The sequence below is a fragment of the Micromonospora sp. FIMYZ51 genome (genome assembly GCF_038246755.1).
Taxonomy (GTDB): Bacteria; Actinomycetota; Actinomycetes; order Mycobacteriales; family Micromonosporaceae; genus Micromonospora.
The window spans coordinates 2,794,507-2,815,601 of sequence record NZ_CP134706.1; the positions used below are offsets into that span (position 1 = coordinate 2,794,507).

22 protein-coding genes are annotated in these 21,095 nt (G+C 72.0%); 6 read left to right on the forward strand and 16 right to left on the reverse strand.

The annotated features are described in order from the left end of the window. The 5 genes from QQG74_RS13295 (at position 1) to QQG74_RS13315 (ending at position 4,675) form a co-directional block, all read left to right on the forward strand. Positions 1-933, forward strand: coding sequence for a hypothetical protein (locus tag QQG74_RS13295; RefSeq protein ID WP_341720583.1), 933 nt, complete (start codon positions 1-3; stop codon positions 931-933). 42 nt (positions 934-975) lie between these two features. Then, a complete protein-coding gene (locus QQG74_RS13300; RefSeq protein ID WP_341720584.1) occupies positions 976-1,500 on the forward strand; it encodes a flavin reductase family protein in 525 nt (174 codons plus the stop codon). Positions 1,501-1,740: 240 nt separating this feature from the next. Beyond that, positions 1,741-2,451, forward strand: coding sequence for a ThuA domain-containing protein (locus QQG74_RS13305; RefSeq protein WP_341720585.1), 711 nt, complete (start codon positions 1,741-1,743; stop codon positions 2,449-2,451). Then, positions 2,421-3,557, forward strand: a complete 1,137-nt coding sequence (locus QQG74_RS13310; protein WP_341720586.1) for a Gfo/Idh/MocA family oxidoreductase — start codon at positions 2,421-2,423, stop codon at positions 3,555-3,557. The genes QQG74_RS13305 and QQG74_RS13310 overlap by 31 nt, the downstream gene beginning before the upstream one ends. Positions 3,558-3,757: 200 nt before the next feature. Further along, entirely contained in the window at positions 3,758-4,675 is a 918-nt protein-coding gene (locus QQG74_RS13315) for a hypothetical protein (RefSeq protein ID WP_341720587.1), read from the forward strand. Positions 4,676-4,713: 38 nt separating this feature from the next. Here the strand turns inward: QQG74_RS13315 and QQG74_RS13320 are convergent, their stop codons facing one another. Genes QQG74_RS13320 through QQG74_RS13375 form a run of 12 tightly spaced genes read right to left on the reverse strand, consistent with a single transcriptional unit; the run spans position 4,714 to position 14,840 of the window. Next, complete coding sequence (locus tag QQG74_RS13320; RefSeq protein WP_341720588.1) at positions 4,714-5,130, reverse strand: RidA family protein; 417 nt, start codon at positions 5,128-5,130, stop codon at positions 4,714-4,716. After that, positions 5,127-5,840 carry a fumarylacetoacetate hydrolase family protein gene (locus tag QQG74_RS13325; protein ID WP_341720589.1) on the reverse strand — a complete coding sequence of 238 codons (714 nt, stop codon included), beginning with the start codon at positions 5,838-5,840 and terminating at the stop codon, positions 5,127-5,129. Before QQG74_RS13325 ends, QQG74_RS13320 begins: the two co-directional genes overlap by 4 nt. Then, entirely contained in the window at positions 5,837-6,859 is a 1,023-nt protein-coding gene (dmpG, locus tag QQG74_RS13330; RefSeq protein WP_341720590.1) for a 4-hydroxy-2-oxovalerate aldolase, read from the reverse strand. The genes QQG74_RS13325 and dmpG overlap by 4 nt, the downstream gene beginning before the upstream one ends. Then, positions 6,856-7,767 carry an acetaldehyde dehydrogenase (acetylating) gene (locus QQG74_RS13335; RefSeq protein ID WP_341720591.1) on the reverse strand — a complete coding sequence of 304 codons (912 nt, stop codon included), beginning with the start codon at positions 7,765-7,767 and terminating at the stop codon, positions 6,856-6,858. The genes dmpG and QQG74_RS13335 overlap by 4 nt, the downstream gene beginning before the upstream one ends. After that, positions 7,764-8,558: a fumarylacetoacetate hydrolase family protein gene (locus QQG74_RS13340; protein ID WP_341720592.1), complete on the reverse strand. Its 795-nt coding sequence runs from the start codon at positions 8,556-8,558 to the stop codon at positions 7,764-7,766. The genes QQG74_RS13335 and QQG74_RS13340 overlap by 4 nt, the downstream gene beginning before the upstream one ends. Further along, the gene (locus QQG74_RS13345; RefSeq protein WP_341720593.1) at positions 8,555-10,072 is read right to left on the reverse strand and encodes a 2-hydroxymuconic semialdehyde dehydrogenase; all 1,518 of its coding nucleotides are present in this window, start codon (positions 10,070-10,072) and stop codon (positions 8,555-8,557) included. The genes QQG74_RS13340 and QQG74_RS13345 overlap by 4 nt, the downstream gene beginning before the upstream one ends. Before the next feature lie 19 nt (positions 10,073-10,091). Beyond that, positions 10,092-10,340 (reverse strand): EutN/CcmL family microcompartment protein, encoded by a 249-nt coding sequence (locus QQG74_RS13350; protein WP_341720594.1) that lies wholly within the window; start codon positions 10,338-10,340, stop codon positions 10,092-10,094. After that, entirely contained in the window at positions 10,340-10,666 is a 327-nt protein-coding gene (locus tag QQG74_RS13355; RefSeq protein ID WP_013733319.1) for a BMC domain-containing protein, read from the reverse strand. The genes QQG74_RS13350 and QQG74_RS13355 overlap by 1 nt, the downstream gene beginning before the upstream one ends. Positions 10,667-10,686: 20 nt before the next feature. Beyond that, positions 10,687-10,977 carry a BMC domain-containing protein gene (locus QQG74_RS13360; protein WP_013733320.1) on the reverse strand — a complete coding sequence of 97 codons (291 nt, stop codon included), beginning with the start codon at positions 10,975-10,977 and terminating at the stop codon, positions 10,687-10,689. Positions 10,978-10,997: 20 nt separating this feature from the next. Next, positions 10,998-11,825 carry a 2-amino-5-chlorophenol 1,6-dioxygenase subunit alpha gene (locus tag QQG74_RS13365; protein WP_341720595.1) on the reverse strand — a complete coding sequence of 276 codons (828 nt, stop codon included), beginning with the start codon at positions 11,823-11,825 and terminating at the stop codon, positions 10,998-11,000. Then, a complete protein-coding gene (locus tag QQG74_RS13370; protein ID WP_341720596.1) occupies positions 11,818-12,804 on the reverse strand; it encodes a tRNA U-34 5-methylaminomethyl-2-thiouridine biosynthesis protein in 987 nt (328 codons plus the stop codon). The genes QQG74_RS13365 and QQG74_RS13370 overlap by 8 nt, the downstream gene beginning before the upstream one ends. Next, positions 12,801-14,840 (reverse strand): hydantoinase B/oxoprolinase family protein, encoded by a 2,040-nt coding sequence (locus QQG74_RS13375; protein ID WP_341720597.1) that lies wholly within the window; start codon positions 14,838-14,840, stop codon positions 12,801-12,803. Before QQG74_RS13375 ends, QQG74_RS13370 begins: the two co-directional genes overlap by 4 nt. Positions 14,841-14,961: 121 nt before the next feature. Here QQG74_RS13375 and QQG74_RS13380 point away from each other — a divergent pair, with 121 nt between their 5' ends. Then, entirely contained in the window at positions 14,962-15,789 is an 828-nt protein-coding gene (locus QQG74_RS13380; RefSeq protein WP_341720598.1) for an IclR family transcriptional regulator, read from the forward strand. A 5-nt stretch (positions 15,790-15,794) separates the two neighbouring features. Here QQG74_RS13380 and QQG74_RS13385 read toward each other — a convergent pair whose 3' ends face one another. The 4 genes from QQG74_RS13385 to QQG74_RS13400 are packed head-to-tail and all read right to left on the reverse strand — an operon-like array spanning position 15,795 to position 21,095. Continuing rightward, complete coding sequence (locus QQG74_RS13385; RefSeq protein WP_341720599.1) at positions 15,795-17,417, reverse strand: thiamine pyrophosphate-binding protein; 1,623 nt, start codon at positions 17,415-17,417, stop codon at positions 15,795-15,797. Further along, positions 17,414-18,175 (reverse strand): enoyl-CoA hydratase/isomerase family protein, encoded by a 762-nt coding sequence (locus QQG74_RS13390; RefSeq protein WP_341720600.1) that lies wholly within the window; start codon positions 18,173-18,175, stop codon positions 17,414-17,416. Before QQG74_RS13390 ends, QQG74_RS13385 begins: the two co-directional genes overlap by 4 nt. Then, complete coding sequence (purB, locus tag QQG74_RS13395; RefSeq protein WP_341720601.1) at positions 18,172-19,530, reverse strand: adenylosuccinate lyase; 1,359 nt, start codon at positions 19,528-19,530, stop codon at positions 18,172-18,174. Before purB ends, QQG74_RS13390 begins: the two co-directional genes overlap by 4 nt. Next, positions 19,530-21,095, reverse strand: a complete 1,566-nt coding sequence (locus QQG74_RS13400) for a class I adenylate-forming enzyme family protein (protein WP_341720602.1) — start codon at positions 21,093-21,095, stop codon at positions 19,530-19,532. The genes purB and QQG74_RS13400 overlap by 1 nt, the downstream gene beginning before the upstream one ends.

Genomic DNA, 21,095 nt, shown 5'->3' on the forward strand with positions numbered 1-21,095 from the left:
ATGCCCATCGTCGCTCCCGACCCAGCCGTCCCGTTGGCCGTCCGGCCCGAGACCGACGAACGCCAGCCACGGTACGGTCGCCACGCGCTGGTCGCGGTCGCCGTCGGCATCCTGCTGGCCATCGCCTGGTCCTTCGAGTTCGTCGACGGCGTCATCGGTGACAACGTGGCGAACACGTTGCTCGGCCACGACGCGAAGCAGACAGCCATCGGCGGCACGGTGGCCGGACTGGCGTTCGCGTTCGTCTCCGGCCTGGCCGGCACGTTCACCGCCTGCAACATCGCGGTCTTCGGGTTGGCACCACAGGTGGCTCGCCAGTCGTCGACGCAGGGCCGCATCCGCGGGCAACTGTCCGCGCTGGGTTGGCTCACCACCGGACTGATGGTGGTGGCGGTCGGCTACGGTGCGCTCGGCGTGTGGTTCAGCGACAGCCTGCCGCAACTCTCCACCGACACGGTCGGCGACGTGCCGGTGCGCCTCATCCAGGCGTCCGTGGTGTTCGGGGTGGTCGGTCTCGCGTTCGTCTACCTGGGGTTGGCCGCGCTGGGCCTGGCACCCGATCCGTTCGCCCGGCGGCCCCGGACCCGTCTGCTGGTGATGGGCGCGCTGATCGGCGCGTTCCTGATCGGCCGCCCGTTTCCGCTGTTCCGCAAGCTGTTCGAGTACGCCGTGGCGGAGAACAACGCCGCGTACGGCGCCGCCGTCTTCGCGCTCCAGGCGATCGGCAACATCCTGATCATGGTGGTGGTCGTGGTGCTGCTCTCGGCGCTCAGCCGGGGCCGGTTGCTGCGGGTGCTCGCCGATGACCGGCGGTACGCCTGGGTGGCCGGCACGGCGCTTGTCGCCCTCGGCGTCTTCCTCGTCGTCTACTGGGACGTCCGGCTGCCCGCGATGTTCGGTTACGGCTGGTTCCCGACAGCACCCTGGAACTGAGCCGGGTAAGGCGGTTGACGCGACCCCGAGGGGAGGAGGGACATGACCGAGACCGACGACATCCAGCAGCCGGCCGACGCCGACCGACTGCGGGCGCTGCTGCGGCACCAGGCCAGCACCGTAACCGTCGTGACCGCCCCGGGCCCGCCGCTCGTCGGCTTCACCGCCACCTCCTTCACCTCGGTGTCGCTGCGGCCGCTCATCGTCTCGTTCTGCCAGAACCTGGCCTCGTCCAGCTGGCCCGTCGTCGCCCGCGCCCGCCACGTCGGGGTGCATCTGCTCCGCCCCGGGCAGCAGGAACTGGCCCGTACCTTCGCCACCAGCGGCATCGACCGGTTCGCCGCGCCCACGCGGTGGCGGACCGGACCGAAGGGGGTGCCGATCCTCGACGGCACGCTGGCCTGGCTGCTCTGCCGGGTGGTCGACCGGTTGGCTGTCGGCGACCACGCGATCGTGCTCGCCGAGCCGGAGCTGTTGTGGCACGCCGACGCGGGTACGCCACTGCTCTACCACCAGGGCCGGTACGCACACCTCGCCGAGCACGCCGGACGGCGCGTCGCTGCGTGACCGGGCCCGGCGGGTGGACGCCGGTAGCCGCCCGGGTCGCGCCGCCCGGCAGCCGACAGCGCCGCCCGGCAGCCGACAGCGGCGCCCGGCAGCCGACAGCGCCGCCGGTACCGGAAGCCACCTCGGCCGGGGGCGGGAGACGGTGGCGCGCCCGGGTACGGTTGTCGATGGTCGGCAGGCGCGGCCGTCGCCCGGGCGAAAACGATGGCCTGGGGCGACGGACCGGGGGAAGGAGCGGGTGTGGCGCGGCGCAGAGCCCTGGTGGTCCGAGGTGGCTGGGCGGGACACCGGCCGGTCGAGGCGACGGAGTTGTTCATCCCGTTCCTCGAACGCAGCGGATACGCGGTACGGGTGGAAGAGTCGACGGAGATCTACGCCGACGCCGCCGAACTGGCCGACACCGACCTCATCGTGCAGTGCATGACGATGTCGCAGATCACCGCGGAGCAGGCCGCGGGCCTGGCTGCGGCGGTCGTCGCCGGGACCGGGTTCACCGGCTGGCACGGCGGCATCGTCGACTCGTTCCGCGCCTGCGCGGAATACCTGCACCTGGTGGGTGGCCAGTTCGCCACCCACCCGGGGGTACAGCCGTGCGACCGGGTCGGCGGGGAGGAGGACAACTTCCTGCCCCACTCGATCACCATCACCGACCTCGGCCGGGAACATCCGATCACCGCCGGGATCGACGACTTCGACCTGGTCACCGAGCAGTACTGGGTGCTGCACGACGACCTGATCGAGGTGCTGGCCACCACCACCCATCCGACGCGGGCGTGGCACCCGTGGCACCGGCCGGTCACCTCGCCGGCGATCTGGACCCGAAACTGGGGTGCCGGGCGGATCGTCGTGACGACGCCGGGACACAGCCTCGACGTGCTGGAACACCCGTGCGTCCGGACCGTCATCGAGAGGGGAATGGTGTGGGCGACCCGCACGGCATCGGCATCGTAGGTCTCGGGTTCATCTCCCGCGCGTACCTGAACACGCTCGCCAACCATCCCACGGTGCGCGTCGTGGCGGTGGCCGACCTGAACGCGGCCCGGGCCCACGCTGCCGCCGCCACGATTCCCGGCGCCGAGGCGGTAAGCGTCGAGCGACTGCTTCACCACCCCGACGTGGCGACGGTGCTCAACCTCACGATCCCGGCGGCGCACGCCGAGATCTCGGGCGCGGCGATCGACGCCGGCCGCAACGTCTACGGCGAGAAGCCGCTCACCGTCACCCTCCCGGAAGGCGAGTCGATCATCGGCCGGGCGGCGTCGGCAGGCGTCCGGATCGGTTGCGCGCCGGACACCGTCCTGGGCACCGGTACGCAGACCGCCCGGGCGGCGATCGATAGTGGACTGATCGGCCGACCGCTTGCCGCATCGGCCGTCATGGTCACCCCGGGACACGAGCGCTGGCACCCCGACCCGGACTTCTACTACGCCCCGGGCGGCGGCCCACTGCTGGACATGGGGCCGTACTACATTTCGGCGCTGGTCCACCTGCTCGGGCCGGTCCGTGCGGTGATCGGGGCAGCCAGTCGGCTGCGGGAGGCCCGGGTGATCGGCTCGGGCCCCCGCCTCGGGCAGCGGATCCCGGTCGAGGTGCCGACCCACGTGACCGGCGTGCTGGAGCACACCGGCGGCGCCCTGACCACCCTCACGACCAGCTTCGACGGTGTCGCGACGACGGCCGCGCCGATCGAGGTGCAGGGGGAGGCGGGCACCCTCGCGGTACCCGATCCGAACAACTTCGACGGCGAGGTCCGCCATCTCGCGCTGGACGGCCCGGGCTGGCGCACCCTGCAACCGCAGGCCGGCTATGTCGCCGCCGCCCGGGGGATCGGCCTGATCGACCTGGTCCGGGCCGACGAGGCACGTCCGGCCCGGGCCAGCGGTGCGCTGGCGCTGCACGTGCTGGACATCATGACCGCCCTGCTCCGGTCGGCCGCCGAGGGTCGGCGGGTCGAGCTGACGACGACTGTCGAACGTCCCGCACCCGTTCCGCTCACCCCGGCGCAGGAGTGGTTGTCCGCCCTGCCGCCCGAGCCCCGAACGGCTCCGACTTCCTGAGCGCCCACCGCAGCCACGGCGTCGCCCCCGCTGCCCGCCACCGGAGCACCGCAACGGCCGGGCGTGGGCAAGCTGTCTCGTGCTTGACACATTGGCTGATTACGATGGTGTCCGGTGCTGCTCGGCGGCAGCTCGAGAGGGGAGGGACCGTGTACGCGGCCCACGAGAGGACGCCTCGCCCCAGAGCCGAGCGCACACCGGTGTCGAGCCGGCGGGAGGGGTCCGCAGCACCGGCCCACCCTGGGCGTGGTCCCGGTGCGGTGCTGGCGTTGCAGCGCACCGCCGGCAACCGTGCGGTCAGGCAACTGCTGGGTACGCCCGGCGCGGTGACGGTCCAGCGGGCGTCATTGAACATACGGCCCGACGGCACGATCAGTGGGGTCAGCCAGTTCCCTTCTCGGCCCCCCTCCAACCTGTCCAAGCAGGGCCAACACCTCACCGCGTACGTGGCGTTCGAGGACACCATCCTGTCGAATGTGCGTGACCGTACCCCTAGTGCGGCGGCGGAGCAGTTGATCTGGGTGGCGCGGCAGTTCCAGGCGCTGCCGTTCATGGAGACGGTGAATCAGTGGAACCGCCATGTGCACCAGTCCATCGAAGCCATCATCGCCACGTTGCGGGATGCGCTGGACCGGGACCCACCCGACGACAAGTTCCTGCGCTCGACGGTCGGTAGGCAGATCGACGAGCTGCTGCGGGAACGAAACCGGGTGCCGCACACGGCGATAAGCGAATCCGGCACGAAGGGGCACGGCGAGGCGGCGACGGCAGGTGGCCTGGAGGTGATGGAGACCGCCATCCGGACTCGCCGGGCCGGCGCGTACGGCGACGACGAGGCCACCCAGGCGGTCACCCAGATGTGGCAGCTGCTGGACTACGACCCGGCCGAGCCGTCGGCCGCCAGCCCGGAACTGCTGCTCATCCAACGTCGGGTGCTGACTCACGTGAGGTCCATGCGGCTGGCATACCCGCAGGTGTTCGCCTGGCTGACCGGGCTCGGTGCCGGCTACTGGCTGATGCCCTACCTCCGGGCCCACCAGGACAAGTTCAGCTCGCTGTCGAGGCTGTCCGCCCCGCGGCTGCTGGACGTCGAGACCTACGTCCACGCCAACCTCTAGTAATTAGCAGCCCGGGGCGATCAGGCGGATCTGCCCGCTCAGCGGGGCGGCAGCACCGCGATCCCCTGCATCTCGATGAGCAGGTGCGGGTGCGGCAGCTGGTGTACTGCCACGGTGGTCCGGGTCGGCCCGGTCTCGTCGAAGAACTCGGCGTACACGGCGTTGTAGCCACCGAAGTCGTTCATGTTGACCAGGTACGAGGTCACCTGCACCAGGTCGGACAGGTCCGCGCCGACCTCGCGCAGGATGTCGCGCATGTTCTCGATCACCGCGCGGGTCTGCACGGCGATGTCCAACGAGGTGGTGCCGAGGGGGTCCACCGTCGCGCCGGCGATCGTGTTGTCGGGGCGGCGGCTGCTCGTACCGGACACGAAGGCGAACCCGCCGACGACCTTGACGTGCGGGAACCGGCCGCGCGGCACGGCCTTGCCGGCGACCACCCGGGCCCCGCTCATGCCGAGGCCCGCAGCGACGCCGTGCCGAGCTGTTCGACAGTGACCCGTACCTGAGCGCCCGGCGTCAGTGGCACCGCGGCGGTTGCCGCGCCGGCCAGCAGCACCCAGCCGTCGCGCAGTTTCCCGGCGAGGCGGGCCGCCTCGGGCAGGGCGCGGCGCGGGTCACCGAGGATCGCGGCGGTCGAGCCGACCTGGGCGATCCGGCCGTCGACCTCCAGCAGCACGCCGAGGTTGTCCACGCCGTCGGGCACCGGCCGCCACGGCCCGACGACGAAGCCGGACGCGGAGGTGTTGTCGGCGATCACTTCCGGCAGGGTGAACCGGAAGTCGCGGTAGCGGGAGTCGATCAGCTCGATGGCGGGAGCGACGGCGGCGATCGCGCCGCCCTCGACGAGGAACGCCACCTCCGGCTCGACCTTGGGGTGGATGCGGTCGGCCAGGCTCACCGTGTCGCCGTCGGTCACCCGCATCGCGTCGGTGAGCCGGCCCCAGATCACCTCGTCGACGCCCATCTGGGCCATCTTCGCGCGGCTGGTCAGACCCAGCTTCAACCCGACCACCGTCTCGCCGCGCTGCTGCCGTCGCGCCACCAGGGCCTCCTGCACCAGGTACGCGGTGGCCACGTCGAGACCGACGTCGGCGCCGAAGGGCGCGAGCGCGGTGTGCGACACGGCGGCCTCGTCGAGGCGGTCGGCGAGGGTGTCGATCACTGCGGGTCCTTTCCGGCGTCCCGGACCAGGTCCAGCGCCACATCGACGATCATGTCCTCCTGTCCGCCCACCATCGCGCGGCGGCCCAACTCCAGCAGGATGGTGCGCACGTCCACGCCGTACCGTTCGGCGGCGTTCTCGGCGTGCCGCAGGAACGACGAGTAGACGCCGGCAAAGCCCAGCGACAGCGTCTCCCGGTCCACCCGCACCGGCCGGTCCTGCATCGGGCGGACCAGATCCTCGGCGGCGTCCATCAGCGCGAACACGTCACAGCCGTGCTGCCAGCCGTTCAACTCGGCCACCGCGACGAAGACCTCCAGCGGCGCGTTGCCCGCCCCGGCACCCATCCCGGCCAGCGAGGCGTCCACCCGGCGCACCCCGTGCTCGACCGCGACGAGGCTGTTGGCCACCCCGAGGGACAGGTTGTGGTGTGCGTGGATGCCGATCTCCGTGGTCGGATCGAGCACCTGCCGGTACGCGTCGACCCGCTGCGCCACGTCCGTCATGGTGAGCCGGCCACCGGAGTCGGTGATGTAGACGCAGTGCGCCCCGTACGACTCCATCAGCTTGGCCTGCTGTGCCAGGGCGACCGGATCGGCCATGTGCGACATCATCAGGAAGCCCGCGACGTCCATGCCGTTGGACCGGGCCCAGGAGATGTGCTGGGCGGCGATGTCCGCCTCGGTGCAGTGCGTCGCCACCCGGACGCTGCTGACGCCGAGATCCCGGGCGGCCTTCAGGTCGGCGATCGTGCCGATGCCCGGCAGCAGCAGCGTGGTCAGCTTCGCGCGGGTCAGCACCGACGCGGCGGCACTGATCCACTCGGCGTCGGTCGCGGCACCGTGGCCGTAGTTGACGCTGGATCCGGCGAGACCGTCGCCGTGCGCCACTTCGATCGCGGCCACCCCGGCGGCGTCCAGCGCCGCCGCGATCTCGGTGACCTGCCCGACGGTGTAGCGGTGCCCGATGGCGTGCATGCCGTCGCGCAGGGTGACGTCCTGGATGTAGAGATCGTTCACGACGAGACCATCCGTTCGGCCGTCCGCAGCGCGGCGCTGGTCATGATGTCGAGGTTGCCGGCGTATGCGGGCAGGTAGTGCCCGGCACCGGAAACCTCCAGGAACACCGAGACCTGTACGCCGGTGAAGTGTCCGCCGAGCGCCGGCACGTGCGTGTCCACGTCGGTGAACTGCACCTGCTGCTTGAGCCGGTAGCCGGGCACGTACTGCCGTACGGTGGCCACCATCGCCTCCACCGAGGCGGCGATGGCGGCCCGGTCGGCGTCCGGGTCGGGGCAGAGGCAGTAGACGGTGTCGCGCATCAACAGTGGTGGCTCCGCCGGATTCAGCACGATCACCGCCTTGCCGCGGGCCGCCCCGCCGACCACCTCGATGGCCCGGGCCGTGGTCTCGGTGAACTCGTCGATGTTGGCGCGGGTACCCGGTCCGGCCGAGCGGGAGGCGATCGAGGCGACGATCTCGCCGTACGCCACCGGGGCGACGGCGGCGACGGCGGCGACGATCGGCACCGTCGCCTGGCCGCCGCAGGTGACCATGTTGACGTTGCGCTCGCCCAGGTGGGCGTCGAGATTCACCGGCGGCACGACGTACGGGCCGATGGCGGCCGGGGTCAGGTCCACCACCTTGCTGCCGTGGGCGCGTAGCACCGCGTCGTTGTGCCGGTGCGCGCCCGCGCTGGTGGCGTCGAAGACGATCCCGACGTCGGCGAACTCCGGCATCGCGACGAGACCGTCGACACCCTGTGCGGTGGTGGCCACGCCGAGCCGCCGGGCCCGGGCCAGACCGTCGGAGTCCGGGTCGATGCCGGCCATCGCCACCATCCGCAGCGACTCCGACAGCCGCAATACTTTGATCATCAGGTCGGTGCCGATGTTGCCGGAACCGATCACCGCCACGCCGGTGCTCATGCGCCGCCTTTCGAGAAGCAGGCCCGGACACTGCCCAGGCCGGAGATGCGGGCCTCGTACGCAGCGCCCGGGGTGACCGTCACCATCGGTCCGAGCGCGCCGGACAACACCGTGTCCCCGGCGCGCAGCGGCCGACCGTTCGCGGCGAGCGTCCCCGCCAGCCAGGCGACCGCGTGCAGCGGGTTGCCCAGGCATGCCGCCCCGGCGCCGACCGAGACCGGCTCGCCGGCCTGCTCCAGCACGGCACCGCAGAGCCGCAGGTCGACGTCGTGCACCCGGCGCGGAGTGGTGCCGAGCACGTACCTGCCACTGGAGGCGTTGTCCGCCACCGTGTCCACGATGGAGATGTCCCAGCCGGCGATCCGCGAGTCGACGATCTCGATGGCCGGCAGCAGGTGATCGGTGGCCCGTACCACGTCGGCGACGGTGACCTGCTCGTCTGGCAGGTCGCGGCCGAGGACGAACGCGACCTCCGCCTCGACGCGCGGCTGCAACAGGCTGCCCCTGTCGATCTCGGCGCCGTCGGGTACGGCCATGTCGGCGAAGAGGACCCCGAAGTCGGGCTGGAACACGCCGAACGATTCCTGCACCGCCCGCGAGGTCAGGCCCACCTTCGCCCCGACCAGCCGGCGACCCTCGGCGAGCCAGGTGCTTACCTGTGCCTGCTGCACCGCGTACGCGGCGGCCACGTCGGCGGCCGGCAGCAGGTCGTCGCGCAGCGGCCGGCGGGCGATCCCGGTGGCGTACGCCTCCCGCAGCGCCGCGCCCGCACCGTCGATGTCGGCGTTCATCCGAGGTCCACGCAGACGTTCGTCAGTTCGGAGTAGAAGTGCAGCGAGTGGGTGCCGCCCTCGCGTCCCACACCGGACGCCTTCACCCCGCCGAACGGGGTACGCAGATCCCGCAGGAACCAGGTGTTCACCCAGACCAGGCCGGCGTCCAGCCGGGCCCCGGCCCGGTGCGCCCGGCCCACGTCGCGGGTCCACACGGTGGCGGCCAGACCGTACTCGCTGTCGTTGGCCAGCGCGAACGCCTCGTCCTCGTCGTCGAACGGCGCGAGGTGGCAGACCGGCCCGAAGATCTCCTCGCGCAGGGTGCGGGCCCGTTGCCCGAGTCCGGTCAGGACGGTGGGCTGCACGTACGCGCCGCCGTCGCGGGCGTCGCCGAAGACCGGTACCCCGCCGCCGGCCAGCACGGTGGCGCCCTCGGTGCGGGCCAGATCGTAGTGGCCGAGCACCTTCTCCCGGTGCTTGCCGGAGATCAGCGGCATGGTCATCGTCGCCGCCTCCGACGGCCAGCCGAAGGTCAACTCCTCGGCCCGCTTCGCCAACCGGGCCGCGAACTCGTCGAAGATCGGCCGCTGCACGTAGATCCGCTCGGTGCAGAGGCAGACCTGGCCGCCGTTTGTGAAGCTGGAGCGCACCGAGCCCTCGACGGCCGCGTCCAGGTCGGCGTCGGCGAAGACCAGCCCGGCGTTCTTGCCGCCCAGTTCGAACGACACGGCCTTCACGCCGTCGGCGGCGGCACGCATGATGGCCGAGCCGGTGGCGGACTCGCCGGTGAAGGTGATCGCGTCGACGCCGGGATGCCGGGTGAGGAACTCACCGGCGGAGCCCGGACCGAAGCCGTGTACCAGGTTGAACACCCCGTCGGGTACGCCGGCTGCGGCCATCACCTCGGCCAGCACGGTGGCCGACGAGCCAGTCTCCTCGCTGGGCTTGACCACCACCGCGTTGCCGCAGGCCAGGGCCGGGGCGACCTTCCAGGTGAGCAGCAGCAGCGGCAGGTTCCACGGCACGATGACCGCCACCACGCCGACCGGCTTGCGGACCGCGTAGTTCAGCGCCCGACCGCCGCTCGCGGTGACCGTGGTGAACGACTCCGTCGGCGTGGCCGTGATGATGTCGGCGAACGCCCGGAAGTTCGCCGCGCCGCGCGGGATGTCCAGGGTGCGGGCCTGGCTCACCGACTTGCCGGTGTCGGCGACCTCGGCGGCGACCAGGTCGTCGAAGCGGCGTTCCAACTCGTCGGCGACCCGGCGGAGCACGGCGGCCCGCTCGCCCTCGCCCATCGCACCCCACGGACCGCGCAGCGCGGCCCGGGCGGCGGCCACCGCAGCGTCCACCGTGGCCTCGTCGGCCTCGGCGACGTGCAGGATCGGCTCGCCGGTCACCGGCGACACCTTCGCGAACGAGGTGCCGCCGGTGACGAACTCACCGCCAACGTAGTTCGGTAGCAGCAGGTCGCCGCTGTGGCGGCCGTCGATCAGGCCGCTCGGCCAACGGGTGGTACGCCCGGATGTCATGGGCAGGGCCTCTCGGTGGCTATCGTTCGGATGTGGAGTCAGCGACGAGCGCGACGACGGCCGCGTCGGCTGTCGGCTCGCCGGTGGCCGCGGCGGCCGCCTCGTCGGTGGCGATCAGCACGACGGTGCCGACGCCCACGTTGAGCGGGTCGATCGCGACCAGGTCGGGTCCCTCGGCGCGGGGCCGGACCAGCACCAGCCGGCGACCCTGCAACGACGGCAGGATCTTGTCCGGCCAGACCTTGGCGACGACCTCACCGAGAATCATCAGCCGTCTCCCCGCAGGCTTGCCATCACCTCGCGGATCCGGGCGGCCTCCGGATCCTCAAGCAGCGCGGCGGTGGTCGGGTGCGGCTTGGGGTACACCTGCGAGCTGCGCAGCTCGCCGTGTTGCCGGATCGCGGCCTCGCCGGCGGCGACGGCCTGCCGGACGGCCGCCAGGGTGCCCTGCACGGCGGCGGCGAGGTAGCCGCTGGTCACCCGCTCCACGGCGATACAGCGGACGTCCGCAGTTTTGATCATGGCTTCGATCCCGGCGGACAGGGCCACCACGCCCCGGGTCTCGACGATGCCGATGGCGATGTCAGAAGGCATGCTTGTTCTCCTTACCGGGGTCAGTTGCCGACGAGGCGGGGGTCGACGGCGAGTGCCGACACCGCGTCACAGGGGCTGGCGAAGACGATGGAGCGCACCTTCCGGCTCTTGGCCTTGGCGGTCTCCTCGCCGATGTCGACGGCCTCCTCGACGGTGGCCAGGTCGCCGCGCAGCGCGACGGCGACGATGCCGCCGCCGAGGCGCACGACGCGGGTCACCTCGACCTCGGTGGCCTTCACCATCGCGTCGACCGCGTCGAAGATGGCGGTGTAGCCCTCGGCCTCGACGAAGCCGGCAGCCATGTTCCGCATGGGTTCTCCTTTTCCGATGATCAGGGCAGGTTCCAGGACAGGACGGCGCCGCCGGTGCCCCAGAGCGGTCCGTATGCGTGCAGGTGCGCCGGACCGGCGGTAGCCCCGGCACCGGCGGCGAACGCCAGGGCGCGGAACTGGCTGTCGGCCTGCGCCTGTCGGGCGAAGTCCTCGCGGATCTTCAGCACCTCGTCGACCTTGCCGGCGGTCAGCAGGTCCAGTACCCGCCGGTTCCAGCGGTCGTGCGCGGGGTCGCTGAGGTGGTCCTCGGCTGGCTCGATCCATTGCTGGATCAGGCCGGACGACATGCCGGTGACCACGACGACGGCGGCGCGTACGCCGGCTTCCCGGGCTGCGGCGGCGCCGGCCGCGCCGACGTCGGCGAGGGTGTCCGCACCGGCGTAGAGGTTGCACGACACCTGCGACCAGCGCAGCTCCCGGTCCGGGTCGAGCAGTGCCGAGGTGACGATCGTGCCGGTGTCGATCGGGAAGCCGTCGTAGCGGGTACGCCGGGCCTGCATGCCGCCCTTGTGCACCTGATCGGCCCAGCGTTCCGTGAACGACACGTCGAAGCGCAGGTCGTAGCGCAGCTCGCCGTAGTCGTAGGCGTACCAGTTCTCGTCCACGTGCTCGCCGCGCGGGTTCGGGTCGCACTGGAACTGGTGACCCAGGACGGTGAACCACTGCGTGGACAGCAGCAGCACCACGTCGGGCTTGAGCCGCCGCAGCCGATCGCCGACCTCGCGGGCGGCGTTGGCCAGGTCGGCCCAGCACGGCGCGGGTTTCTCGGCCAGCAGGTGCGGCATGCCGGGCAGCAGCGCCCCGGCCACGATGCCGGCGTCAGCCACGGTGTCCTCCTTCGGGCGTCCACTCGACGACCGCGTTGCCGGTGCCGATGATCGTTCCGTAGCCCAGCACGTCACCGGGCACCTGCGGCCAGCCCATCGCGGCAAGCAACCAGGTCAGACTGCCCGCCTTGGTCTCCGAGGCGGTCGCCTCGATGTGCTCGGTGATCAGCTCGCGCAGGGGTGCGGTCGGCCCCCGGCGGATCGCCTCCAGCAGCTTCATGTCCCAGCGGTACTGGTGGTTGTTGTACGGGTGCTCGCGCTCCATGTCCTCCGGCAGCTCCGGCTCCTCGTGCCAGTGCAGGTGCGACAGGGAGTTGGAGGCCAACAGCACGGCCCGGCGGCCGGTACGCTCGACGGCCCGGCGGGTCGCCTCGCCCAGCACCTCCATCTCCTCCAGCGACGCCTCGGAGTAGAAGTACGGGTTGTTGTTTGCCGACAGCGACACCACCGGGATGTCCCAGGCCGGGTTGACCAGGTGCAGGGCACCGATGGTGGCGTAGTCCACCCGTACCCGTGGATCACGCATCTTGCGGGTGACCAGGCCCAGGTCGCTGGCCTCGTCGGCGATGGCCTCGCCCAGCTCCACGTCGGTACGGAAGTCGTAGGAGTACCGGAACAGGTGCGGGAAGATCGGCTCGACGGAGACGCCACGCGGGTTGGGCACGCAGTTGACGTGGTGGCCGACCATCGTGATCCAGTGCGGGGCGTGCACGATCAGCACGTCCGGGCGGTGCACCTCGCGGATGCGCTTGCGCAGCCGCTCGTACGCCCACCGCAGCACCTCCCAGCCGCCTGTGGAACGCGGCTCGTTCTGCGGCGGGTTCTCCGCGTAGATCAGGTGCGGCGGGTGCGGGCTCAGCACCCCGGCGACGATGCCGGCGCGGGCCGGCGCCGCTTGCGGCGCTCGGTCGGCGGTGTCGATACGGCGGGCACCGCCCGAGCGGGCAGGTGCCACGGGCACTCGGAAGACTCTGCTCATGCCGGTCCCTCCCCGGTCGCGCCCCGGTCGGCCAGCACCCGCACGAACGTGCGCTCGTCGGGTTCGGCGCCGAGGATTTCCAGCCCGTCGTCGTCGAGGGCGAGTTGGTCGTCGGTCAGGTCGGGGTCGTGCCGGACCCAGGCCCGCAGCGGCGCGGGGTGCGGGCCGTGAACCTCCACGAGCGCACCCTCGGCCAGGCCGGCGTCGGGGCCCACGTAGGCGAGCCGCCGCCGGCCGCGCGTTCCGGCGTACGGTTGCCGGTCGTTCGTGGTGACCCGCAGCCAGCGTCGCTGTCCGCGCAGCTCCTGCCGGGCCGTCGCGGTGCCGGCGGGGTCGACCCGGCCGTCGGCGTCGAGCCGCAGGCCGTAGCGGCGTTCGGCCTCGGCGGCGTCGAGGTAGCCCTGCGCCACGTCGTCGGCGACGGCGGCGGGTTCCCGGTCGAGCGGGTCACCCCAACCGCCACCACCGGCGGACTCCATGACGAGCACGTCGCCGGCGCGCATCCCGAAGCCGGCGACCTTGCCGGGGGTCTCGAAGTCGACCCGCTCGCCGTCGGCGCGCAGCACGAACGTGACGGTGGGGGCGCCGGGGCCACCACGGTGCAGACCGTACGGCGGCACCGTGGTGCGGTCGGTCTGTACCGAGTAGGCGCCGGTGCTGGCCAGCAGCCGGGTTTCGCGTCGGCTGCCCAGCCCGCCACGGCGCGCCCCGTCGCCGCACGAGCCGAGCCGCAACTCGGAGGCGTCGACCTGGATGGGGATCTCGGTTTCCAACCGCTCGACGGACTGGATCGTGGAGATGTCGCCGAGGTCGACGGGGTTCATCGCGCTCGGACCGTCGGATTCGAGGAAGCCGCCGTTGCCACCCGCCGGGTAGTCGTAGTACAGGTAGGACCGGCCGGTGCGTTGGTCCACGCCGCCGATGAGGTTCTGGAAGGTGGTCCCGAATTGGTCGGCTGCGATGAGGTCGGGTGCCACCTGGCTCAACGTGGCCATGACCGCGGAGATGACCCGTTTGCGTACCTCGCTGTGCGCGTTGGCGGGGGCGGGGTAGGCGACATGCACGACGGTGCCGGGCTCGGTGTGCACCCGCAGCGGCCGGAAGGCGCCGTGGTTGACCAGGCCGCCGGGATCGAGCGCGCTCTTGACCGCGATGAAGACGCCGGCGACGGTCATCGCCCGCGAGGAGTTGACCACGGCGGCGACCTGGGTGGACGAGCCCCGGAAGTCGGCGTCGATCTCGTCGCCGTCGATGGTCAGTACGCAGCGCACGAGCGCGGGGTCGTACTGGCCGTCGGTGTAGAGGTCGAGGTAGTCCTCGTAGCGGTAGACGCCGTCGGGCAGTTCCCGGATGCGGTCACGCAGCCGCTGCTCGGTGCGGTCCATGTTGGCGGCCACGCTGTCGAGGAGCAGTTGCGCGCCGTAGCGGTCGACGAGTTCGCGCAGTCGCCGCTCGGCGGTGAAGCAGGCGGCGATGCAGCTCTCCAGGTCGCCGCGTCGCTCGTCGGCCATCCGCACGTTGGCGAAGAGGATGGCGTACGCGGCGGCGTTGGGGCGACCCTGCTCGATCAGTTTGATCGGCGGGATGCGCAGCCCCTCCTGGAGGATCTCGGTGGCCTGCCCGGAGACGCTGCCGGGGGTCATCCCGCCGATGTCGGCCCAGTGCATGCGTACGCAGGGGAAGAGGAACAGCTCGCCGTCGACGAAGACCGGAGTGATCAGCGTGACGTCGTTGAGGTGGCTGCCGCCCCGGTACGGATCGTTGACGATGTAGAGGTCGCCGGGGCGCATCTCGTCGGCGAAATCGGCGAAGATCTCGGCGACGGAGGCCGGCATGGCGATGACGTGTCCGGGCATGTCGCGGCCCTGGGCGACCATCTGACCCAACGGGTCGAACAACGCGCAGGAGAAGTCCTGTGCGTCGGCGATGACGGGGGAGTGCGCGGTGCGGAAGATCGTCTGGCGCATCTCGCGCACGATCGAGATCAGACCTTCGGTCACGATCTCGAGGTCGATCGGGTTCAACGTCTTGGTCATGCGACGCCTCATGGGTTCCGACTCGGGATGCCGAGTGGTTTGGCTTTGACCTCACGTGGACCACATTGTGGTCCGTGGTTTATATTATGAAACACTAGCAACCGAGAAGGTGGGAAGCAAGATGTCGCAGGTCGCAGGAGCGTCGCCAGCTGCGGAGGGGTCGAACGCCCGGGAGACGGGCACCCAGTCGCTCGACCGTGCACTCAACGTGCTGCTGGCCTTCCGTGGCGGTAGCGTCGAACGCAAGGTCAGCGACGTCAGCCGCGAACTGGGGCTGCACAAGTCGACCGCCAGTCGACTGTTCCGCGCGCTCGCCGACACCGGCTTCCTGCAACGCAACGACGAGACCGGCGCCTACCGGCTCGGCGTCACCGTCTTCGAGCTGGGCGCCCGCTTCCTCCAGGGGCTCGACATGCACGCCCTGGCCCGGCCGCTGCTGCACCAGCTCGCCCAGGACGAGGGGGAGTCGGTGAACCTCTCCATCCGCGACGAGCTGGATGCCCTGTCGATCTACATCGAGCACGGCACCCGCAACGTGCAGCTCGTCTCCCGCCTCGGTCGGCGCATCCCGCTGTGGTGCAGTGCCGCCGGCAAGGCCCTGCTGCTCGACCTCGACGACGAGCAGATCCGCGCGATGTTCGCCGACACCCAGTTCACGCCGCTGACCCGCAACACCATCACCGACCTGGACACGTTCGCCAAGCGGATGCACCAGGTCCGCGAGCAGGGGTGGGCGCTCAACGACGAAGAGAGCGAGGAAGGTCTGCGGGTCGTCGCCGCGCCGGTACGCGACCGGCTCGGCCACGTCACCGCCGCGATAAGCGTCTCCGGGCCGATCTTCCGCCTCGACGAGACCCGCATCGCCGAGCTGGCTGCCGCCGCCGTACGCACCGCGAACGAGCTGTCGCGTCAGATGGGTCATGGCGTGGGTGCGGTCTGGGGAGACTGACCGACTCAGAAGTGTTCCTGCACGGCGTCCGGGTGCACCCGCACGTGCAGCAGAGCGGGGCCGGTGACCGGCAGCACCGCGTCGAACGCGGCGTCGGCACCGGCCTCGTCCGTCACGGTCCAGGCCGGCACACCAAGCGCCCGCGCCACCGCGGCGAGGTCACGTTCGGGGAAGCGGGCCAGCGCCGGATCCACCCCACGCGGACGCAGCTTGCGTACCTCCGCGCCGTACGCCGCGTCGTCCAGGACGATAAGCAACACGGCGGCGCCCGTACGGGCCAACGTGTCCAGCTCACCGAGCCCGGTGAGCAGACTTCCGTCGCCCTCGAAGGCCACCACCGGCCGGTCCGGGCGGCCCACCGCGGCGCCCACCGCGAACGGCAGCCCGACGCCGATGCTGCCGAACTCCCACGGTGCGATCAGCGCCCGGTCCGTCGCGGGTGAATCCAACAGCAGGTTCGGCCAGCCGCCGAAGTGTCCCACCCCCACCACGGTGGTGCGGCGCTGCGGTAGCCGCCGGGCGCACACCCGCAGGAAAGCCCGCGGGTCGATCCGGTCCGCCGCCTGCACCGGGACCAGCTCGGCGAACGGGTCGGCCGCCGCCAGCTCCCGGGCCAGCTCCGCCGAACGCCACTGCGGGCGCGAGAGCACCGGTAGCGCCGCCGTGACCGCGGTCGCCACCACCGCCGCGTCGCCCACCACCGGCACGTCGACCGGCCAGCGGGCGCCCAGCGCCGCCGGGTCGGTGTCGACGCACACCACCTTGGCCTGGGCGAACAGCCGGCCGTGGTCGGCGGTCCACCGGTTCAGCCCGGCACCGAACGCCAGCACCAGATCCGCCTCGCCCAGCACCCGCCGGGTCAGCGGCCGGGCCAGACCACCCGCCACCCCCAGGCAGTACGGTTGATCGGCGAACAGGCCCGCACCCATCAGCGTGGTGGACAGCACCGCCCCACTGCGATCGGCAAGTTCCCGTACCGCCGCCGCGGCTGCCTCCGCACCCCGGCCGGCCAGCACCACCGGCCGCGCTGCCGCCTGGAGCAGCTCGGCGAGCATCGCCACGTCATCCGGGTGCGCCGTGGGCGGGCCGGGCGGGCGGGCAGCGACCACTGCGGCCGGTGGCGGCAGCTCCGGCGCGACGTCCTCGTCCTGAAGGTCCATCGGCACGTTCAACACCACCGGCCCACCCGTCGAGCGGGCCAGCCGGAATGCCGTGGCGACATCACGGGCCACGCCTGCGGCGCCGACCACCGGCACCATCTGGCCCGCCGTGGCCAGTGCGAACGGCTGCTGCGGGAAGTTCTGCACGTGCCCGGGATCACCGGGTGGGGTGTCGCCCGCGACCAGCACCAACGGGGTACGCGCCTGCCGGGCGATGGTCAACGCGGCACCGGCCACGGCCAACCCCGGCCCCTGGGTCACCGTGGCCACCGGGCAACGGCCGGTCGCGCGGGCGTACCCGTCGGCCATCATCACGGCGGCGTTCTCGTTGCGGGCCGCGACGAACCGCACGCCGTGCCGGGCCACCAGGTCGCTGACGAGGAACATGTTGGCGTCGCCGAGCAGGCCGAACACCGTGTCGACGCCGTGCGCGACAAGGGTGTCCGCCAGCAGCTGGTAAACCTTCACGATTTCCGGCCCTTCGGGTACGGGCCCGCCGGCCGCAACGCGACGCTCAGCGCACCCAGGTAGGAGTCGTGGGCGGTGGCCTCGAACCGGGGCCCGGCCAGGCGTGCCGCCCGCTTCGTCATGGACCGGCCCACCGGCGAGACCGCCAGCAGCCGCTCGACAATCGAGTCACACGCCGCGCCCAGCTCGTCCGCCGGCACCGCCGCCGTGACCAGGTCCAGCCGCACCATCTCGGCCGGGTCGATCCGATCGCCCAGCAGCAGCCAGCGCTTCGCCCGGTCCGCGCCCGCCAGGTCGGCCAGGATCGCCATGCCGCTCCAGGTCAGCGGGATGCCGAAGGTGACCTCAGGAAAGGTGAAGAAGCAGCGGTCCGCCGCCACCCGCAGGTCAGCGGCGAGCCCGAGCACCGCGCCGGAGCCGATCGCCGGGCCGTTGAACGCGGTCACCGTGGTCTGCTCCATCCGGTACCAACGCTCCACCAACTCGGCGGTACGGCGCTGCACGTGCATGGTGGTGGCCGCGTCCAGAGTGGCCAGCTCGTCCAGGTCGGTGCCGGCGCAGAACGCCGACCCGGCACCGGTGAGCACCAGCACCTCCACCTCGGGATCGCGGCCCACCTCGTGCAGCACGTCCTCGAACCGGGCCAGCATCGCCAGGTCGAAGCTGTTGCGTCGGTGCGGGCGGTTCAGCGTGATCCGGGCCAGCCGGCCGACCCGCTCCAGCAGCACGGACGAGGCGGCGGACGATTCGATGGTCATGGCGACTCCGAGGTGAGCAGGGCGCGGTCCACCAGGGCGGCGGCGTGCCCGACGTAGGACAGGGGATCCAGCAGTTCGGCGACGTCCTCACCGGACAGGGCGGCGGCGACCTGCGGGTCGGCGCGCAGCACGTCGGCGAACGGGCGGCCCTGCTCCAGGCTGTCGCGCACCACCCGCATCACCAGATGGTGCGCCTGCTCGCGGCCCAACGGGCCGGCCAGCCGCAGCATCACCGCCTCCGACAACACCAGCCCGCCGGTGAGGTCGAGGTTGGCGCGCATCCGGTCCGGATCCACCCCCAGGTCACCGAAGACCTCCACCAGACGTTCCAGGACGCCGCCGATGAGGATGAAACACTCCGGCAACAGCTTCCACAGCGTCATGCCGACGCCCATGTCCCGGTCGTCCTGCGCGACCATCGTCTGGAGGGCCAGCGGCACCTGCGCCCGCAGCGTGCCAGCCGCCGCGATCACCGCCTCGCAGCGGATCGGGTTGCGCTTGTGCGGCATGGTGCTGCTGCCCACCTGGGTCGCGCGCTGCGGCTCGTGGGCCTCACCAACCTCGGTGCGACCCAGGAAGTAGACCTCCCGGGCCAGCTTCTCGCCGCTTGCCGCCACCAGGCCGAGCACCATCAGACACTCGGCGAACCGGTCCGAGGTGGCGTGCCACGGGGTGTCCGCCACCGCAAGCCCCAACTCCTCGGCGACGGCCCGCTCCAGCGCGAACGCCTGCGGCCCGTACCCGGCCATCGTGCCGGCCGCCCCACCCATGCTGGTCACCAACAGCCGGGCGCGCATCTCCCGCAGCCGGGCGCGGTGGCGTTGCAGCTCGCTCTGCCACACCGCCAGGCGCAGCCCGAAGGTCGTCGGTAGCGCCTGCTGGCCGTGCGTACGTGCCGGCATCGGGGTGCTGCGGTGGCGCAGTGCCAGCCGGCGCAGCAGCCGTACCAGCTCGTCGAGCTGGCGTCCGACGATGTCCAGGCCGGCCCGAGCCCGCAGCACGAAGCCGGTGTCCATCACGTCCTGGGTGGTGGCGCCCAGGTGCACGTAGCGTCCCGCGTCACCCGGGCAGGCCGCGGTCAGGGCGCGCACCAACGGCACCAGCGGATGCACGGTGTCCTCGGCGTCGGTGACCAGGGCTGCGGTGTCCAGTTTCTCCAGCCGGGCCGTCGCCGAGATCGCCTCCGCCGCCGCCTGCGGGATGATCCCGAGCGACGCCTGCCCACGGGCCAGCGCGGCCTCCACGTCCAACCAGGACTGCATCAGCTGCCGGTCGTTGAACACCCCGCGCATCTCGGCGTTGCCGAAGAAGCTGGTGACGGTAAGCGAATCGAGGAAACACGACCCCAGCTGCATCAGTTATCCCCCTCGAAGAGCGTCAACGCGGCCCGCCGGTCGACCTTGCCGGACGGCAGCAGCGGCAGCTCGGCGACCGCGCGTACCCGGGTGGGCAGCTTGTGTCGGGCCAGTCGCCCGGCGATTGCGGCGACCACGCCGTCGGTGTCGAGTCGGGTGCCGGGCGCGGCGACCAGGAGGGCACCGACCTCCTCACCCCAGCGCGGCGACGGCACGCCGAGCACGCACGCCTGACCGACGGCGTCGTGTTCGAGCAGCGCGGCCTCCACCTCGGCCGGACTGACGTTCTCGCCGCCGCGGATGATGAGTTCCTTGACCCGGCCGGTGAGCGTGAACACCCGCTCGGCGCTGAGTGCGCCGAGGTCGCCGGTGCGGAGCCAGCCGTCGGCGGTCAGGGCGGCGGCGCTGGCGGCAGGGTCGTCCAGGTAACCGGAGGTCACCGACTCGCCGCGCACCAGCAGCTCTCCCGCCTCGCCGGGCGGTACGGGTTGCCGGGTGCCGGGCCGCACCACGGCCGCGTCGAGGCCGGGCACGATCCGGCCGACGGTCAGACCGGCCGGGGCGCAGCTGCCGTCACCCGGGTCGACGCTGATCGTGGGACCCGCCTCGGTCTGGCCGTAGACGACGGCCGCGCGCTCCAGGCCCAGTACGCGTACGGTGCGCTCGCGCAGCGCGGGCGGGCAGGGCGCGCCGCCGAGGAAGCCGACCCGCAGCGAGGAGACGTCCCAGCGGCCCGGCTCGGCCTCGACCCGGTCGGCGATCATCGTGGCCATCGTCGGGACGGCCTGCAACACGGTGCAGCGCTGCCGCTCGATCAGGTCCAGCACGGTCTCGGAACGGAACCGGCGGGTCGACACCCAGCGTGCCCCGGTGACCAGCGCCAGCACCGCGCCGCTGCTCAGCCCGGCGGCGTGTGCCAGCGGCAGCGGCGAGGCGAGCACGTCGCTCGGCCGCAGCCCGGCGGCCCGGGCCGTCCACTGCGCGTTGCGTACCAGGTTGCGGGCGGTGAGCGTCACCATCTTGGCCGGGCCGGTCGAGCCCGAGGTGAACTGGATGTTGAGCACGGCGTCGACGGCACCGGCCGGTGGCGGCGGCCGGTCCGTCCAGCCGGGCAACGCCGCCAGCGCGCCCCGGCCGCCGTCGGCACCGAGCGGGTGGATGCCGTCCGGCGCGTACCGCGAACCGGCGAGCGCGGCGGTCGCCTCCGCTGTCGCGTTCCGGTCGCGGATCCGGTCGGCCACGAACAACCGGCGGGGTCGGGCCCGGGCCACCGCCTCGGCCAGTTCCGCCCCGGTGAGGCCGGGATGCAGCGTGACCAGGGCCGCGCCGCGCCAGGCCGCCGCCGCGAGCAACGTCAGCCAGGCGAGGCTGTTCTCCGACCACACCGAGATCCGGTCACCGGGGCCGATTCCCTGGGCCGCCAGCACGGCCGCGCCCCGGCCCGCCAGCTCGGCGAACTCGGCGTACGTGACCGGGCGGTCCAGCTCCGCGAAGGCGTACAGCGGCCGGTCCGGGTCCCGGTCCGCGCCGTCGAGCAGGACGGCGTCGAGGGCGAGTGGCGCCAT

Coding starts and splice junctions, on each gene's coding strand:
- QQG74_RS13295 (WP_341720583.1), top strand. CDS start 1: ATGCCCATCGTCGCTCCCGACCCAGCCGTCCCGTTGGCCGTCCGGCCC.
- QQG74_RS13300 (WP_341720584.1), top strand. CDS start 976: ATGACCGAGACCGACGACATCCAGCAGCCGGCCGACGCCGACCGACTG.
- QQG74_RS13320 (WP_341720588.1), bottom strand. CDS start 5,130: ATGAGCGGGGCCCGGGTGGTCGCCGGCAAGGCCGTGCCGCGCGGCCGG.
- QQG74_RS13335 (WP_341720591.1), bottom strand. CDS start 7,767: ATGAGCACCGGCGTGGCGGTGATCGGTTCCGGCAACATCGGCACCGAC.
- QQG74_RS13340 (WP_341720592.1), bottom strand. CDS start 8,558: ATGAACGCCGACATCGACGGTGCGGGCGCGGCGCTGCGGGAGGCGTAC.
- QQG74_RS13345 (WP_341720593.1), bottom strand. CDS start 10,072: ATGACATCCGGGCGTACCACCCGTTGGCCGAGCGGCCTGATCGACGGC.
- QQG74_RS13350 (WP_341720594.1), bottom strand. CDS start 10,340: ATGATTCTCGGTGAGGTCGTCGCCAAGGTCTGGCCGGACAAGATCCTG.
- QQG74_RS13355 (WP_013733319.1), bottom strand. CDS start 10,666: ATGCCTTCTGACATCGCCATCGGCATCGTCGAGACCCGGGGCGTGGTG.
- QQG74_RS13360 (WP_013733320.1), bottom strand. CDS start 10,977: ATGCGGAACATGGCTGCCGGCTTCGTCGAGGCCGAGGGCTACACCGCC.
- QQG74_RS13370 (WP_341720596.1), bottom strand. CDS start 12,804: ATGAGCAGAGTCTTCCGAGTGCCCGTGGCACCTGCCCGCTCGGGCGGT.
- QQG74_RS13375 (WP_341720597.1), bottom strand. CDS start 14,840: ATGACCAAGACGTTGAACCCGATCGACCTCGAGATCGTGACCGAAGGT.
- QQG74_RS13380 (WP_341720598.1), top strand. CDS start 14,962: ATGTCGCAGGTCGCAGGAGCGTCGCCAGCTGCGGAGGGGTCGAACGCC.
- QQG74_RS13390 (WP_341720600.1), bottom strand. CDS start 18,175: ATGACCATCGAATCGTCCGCCGCCTCGTCCGTGCTGCTGGAGCGGGTC.
- purB (WP_341720601.1), bottom strand. CDS start 19,530: ATGCAGCTGGGGTCGTGTTTCCTCGATTCGCTTACCGTCACCAGCTTC.
- QQG74_RS13400 (WP_341720602.1), bottom strand. CDS start 21,095: ATGGCGCCACTCGCCCTCGACGCCGTCCTGCTCGACGGCGCGGACCGG.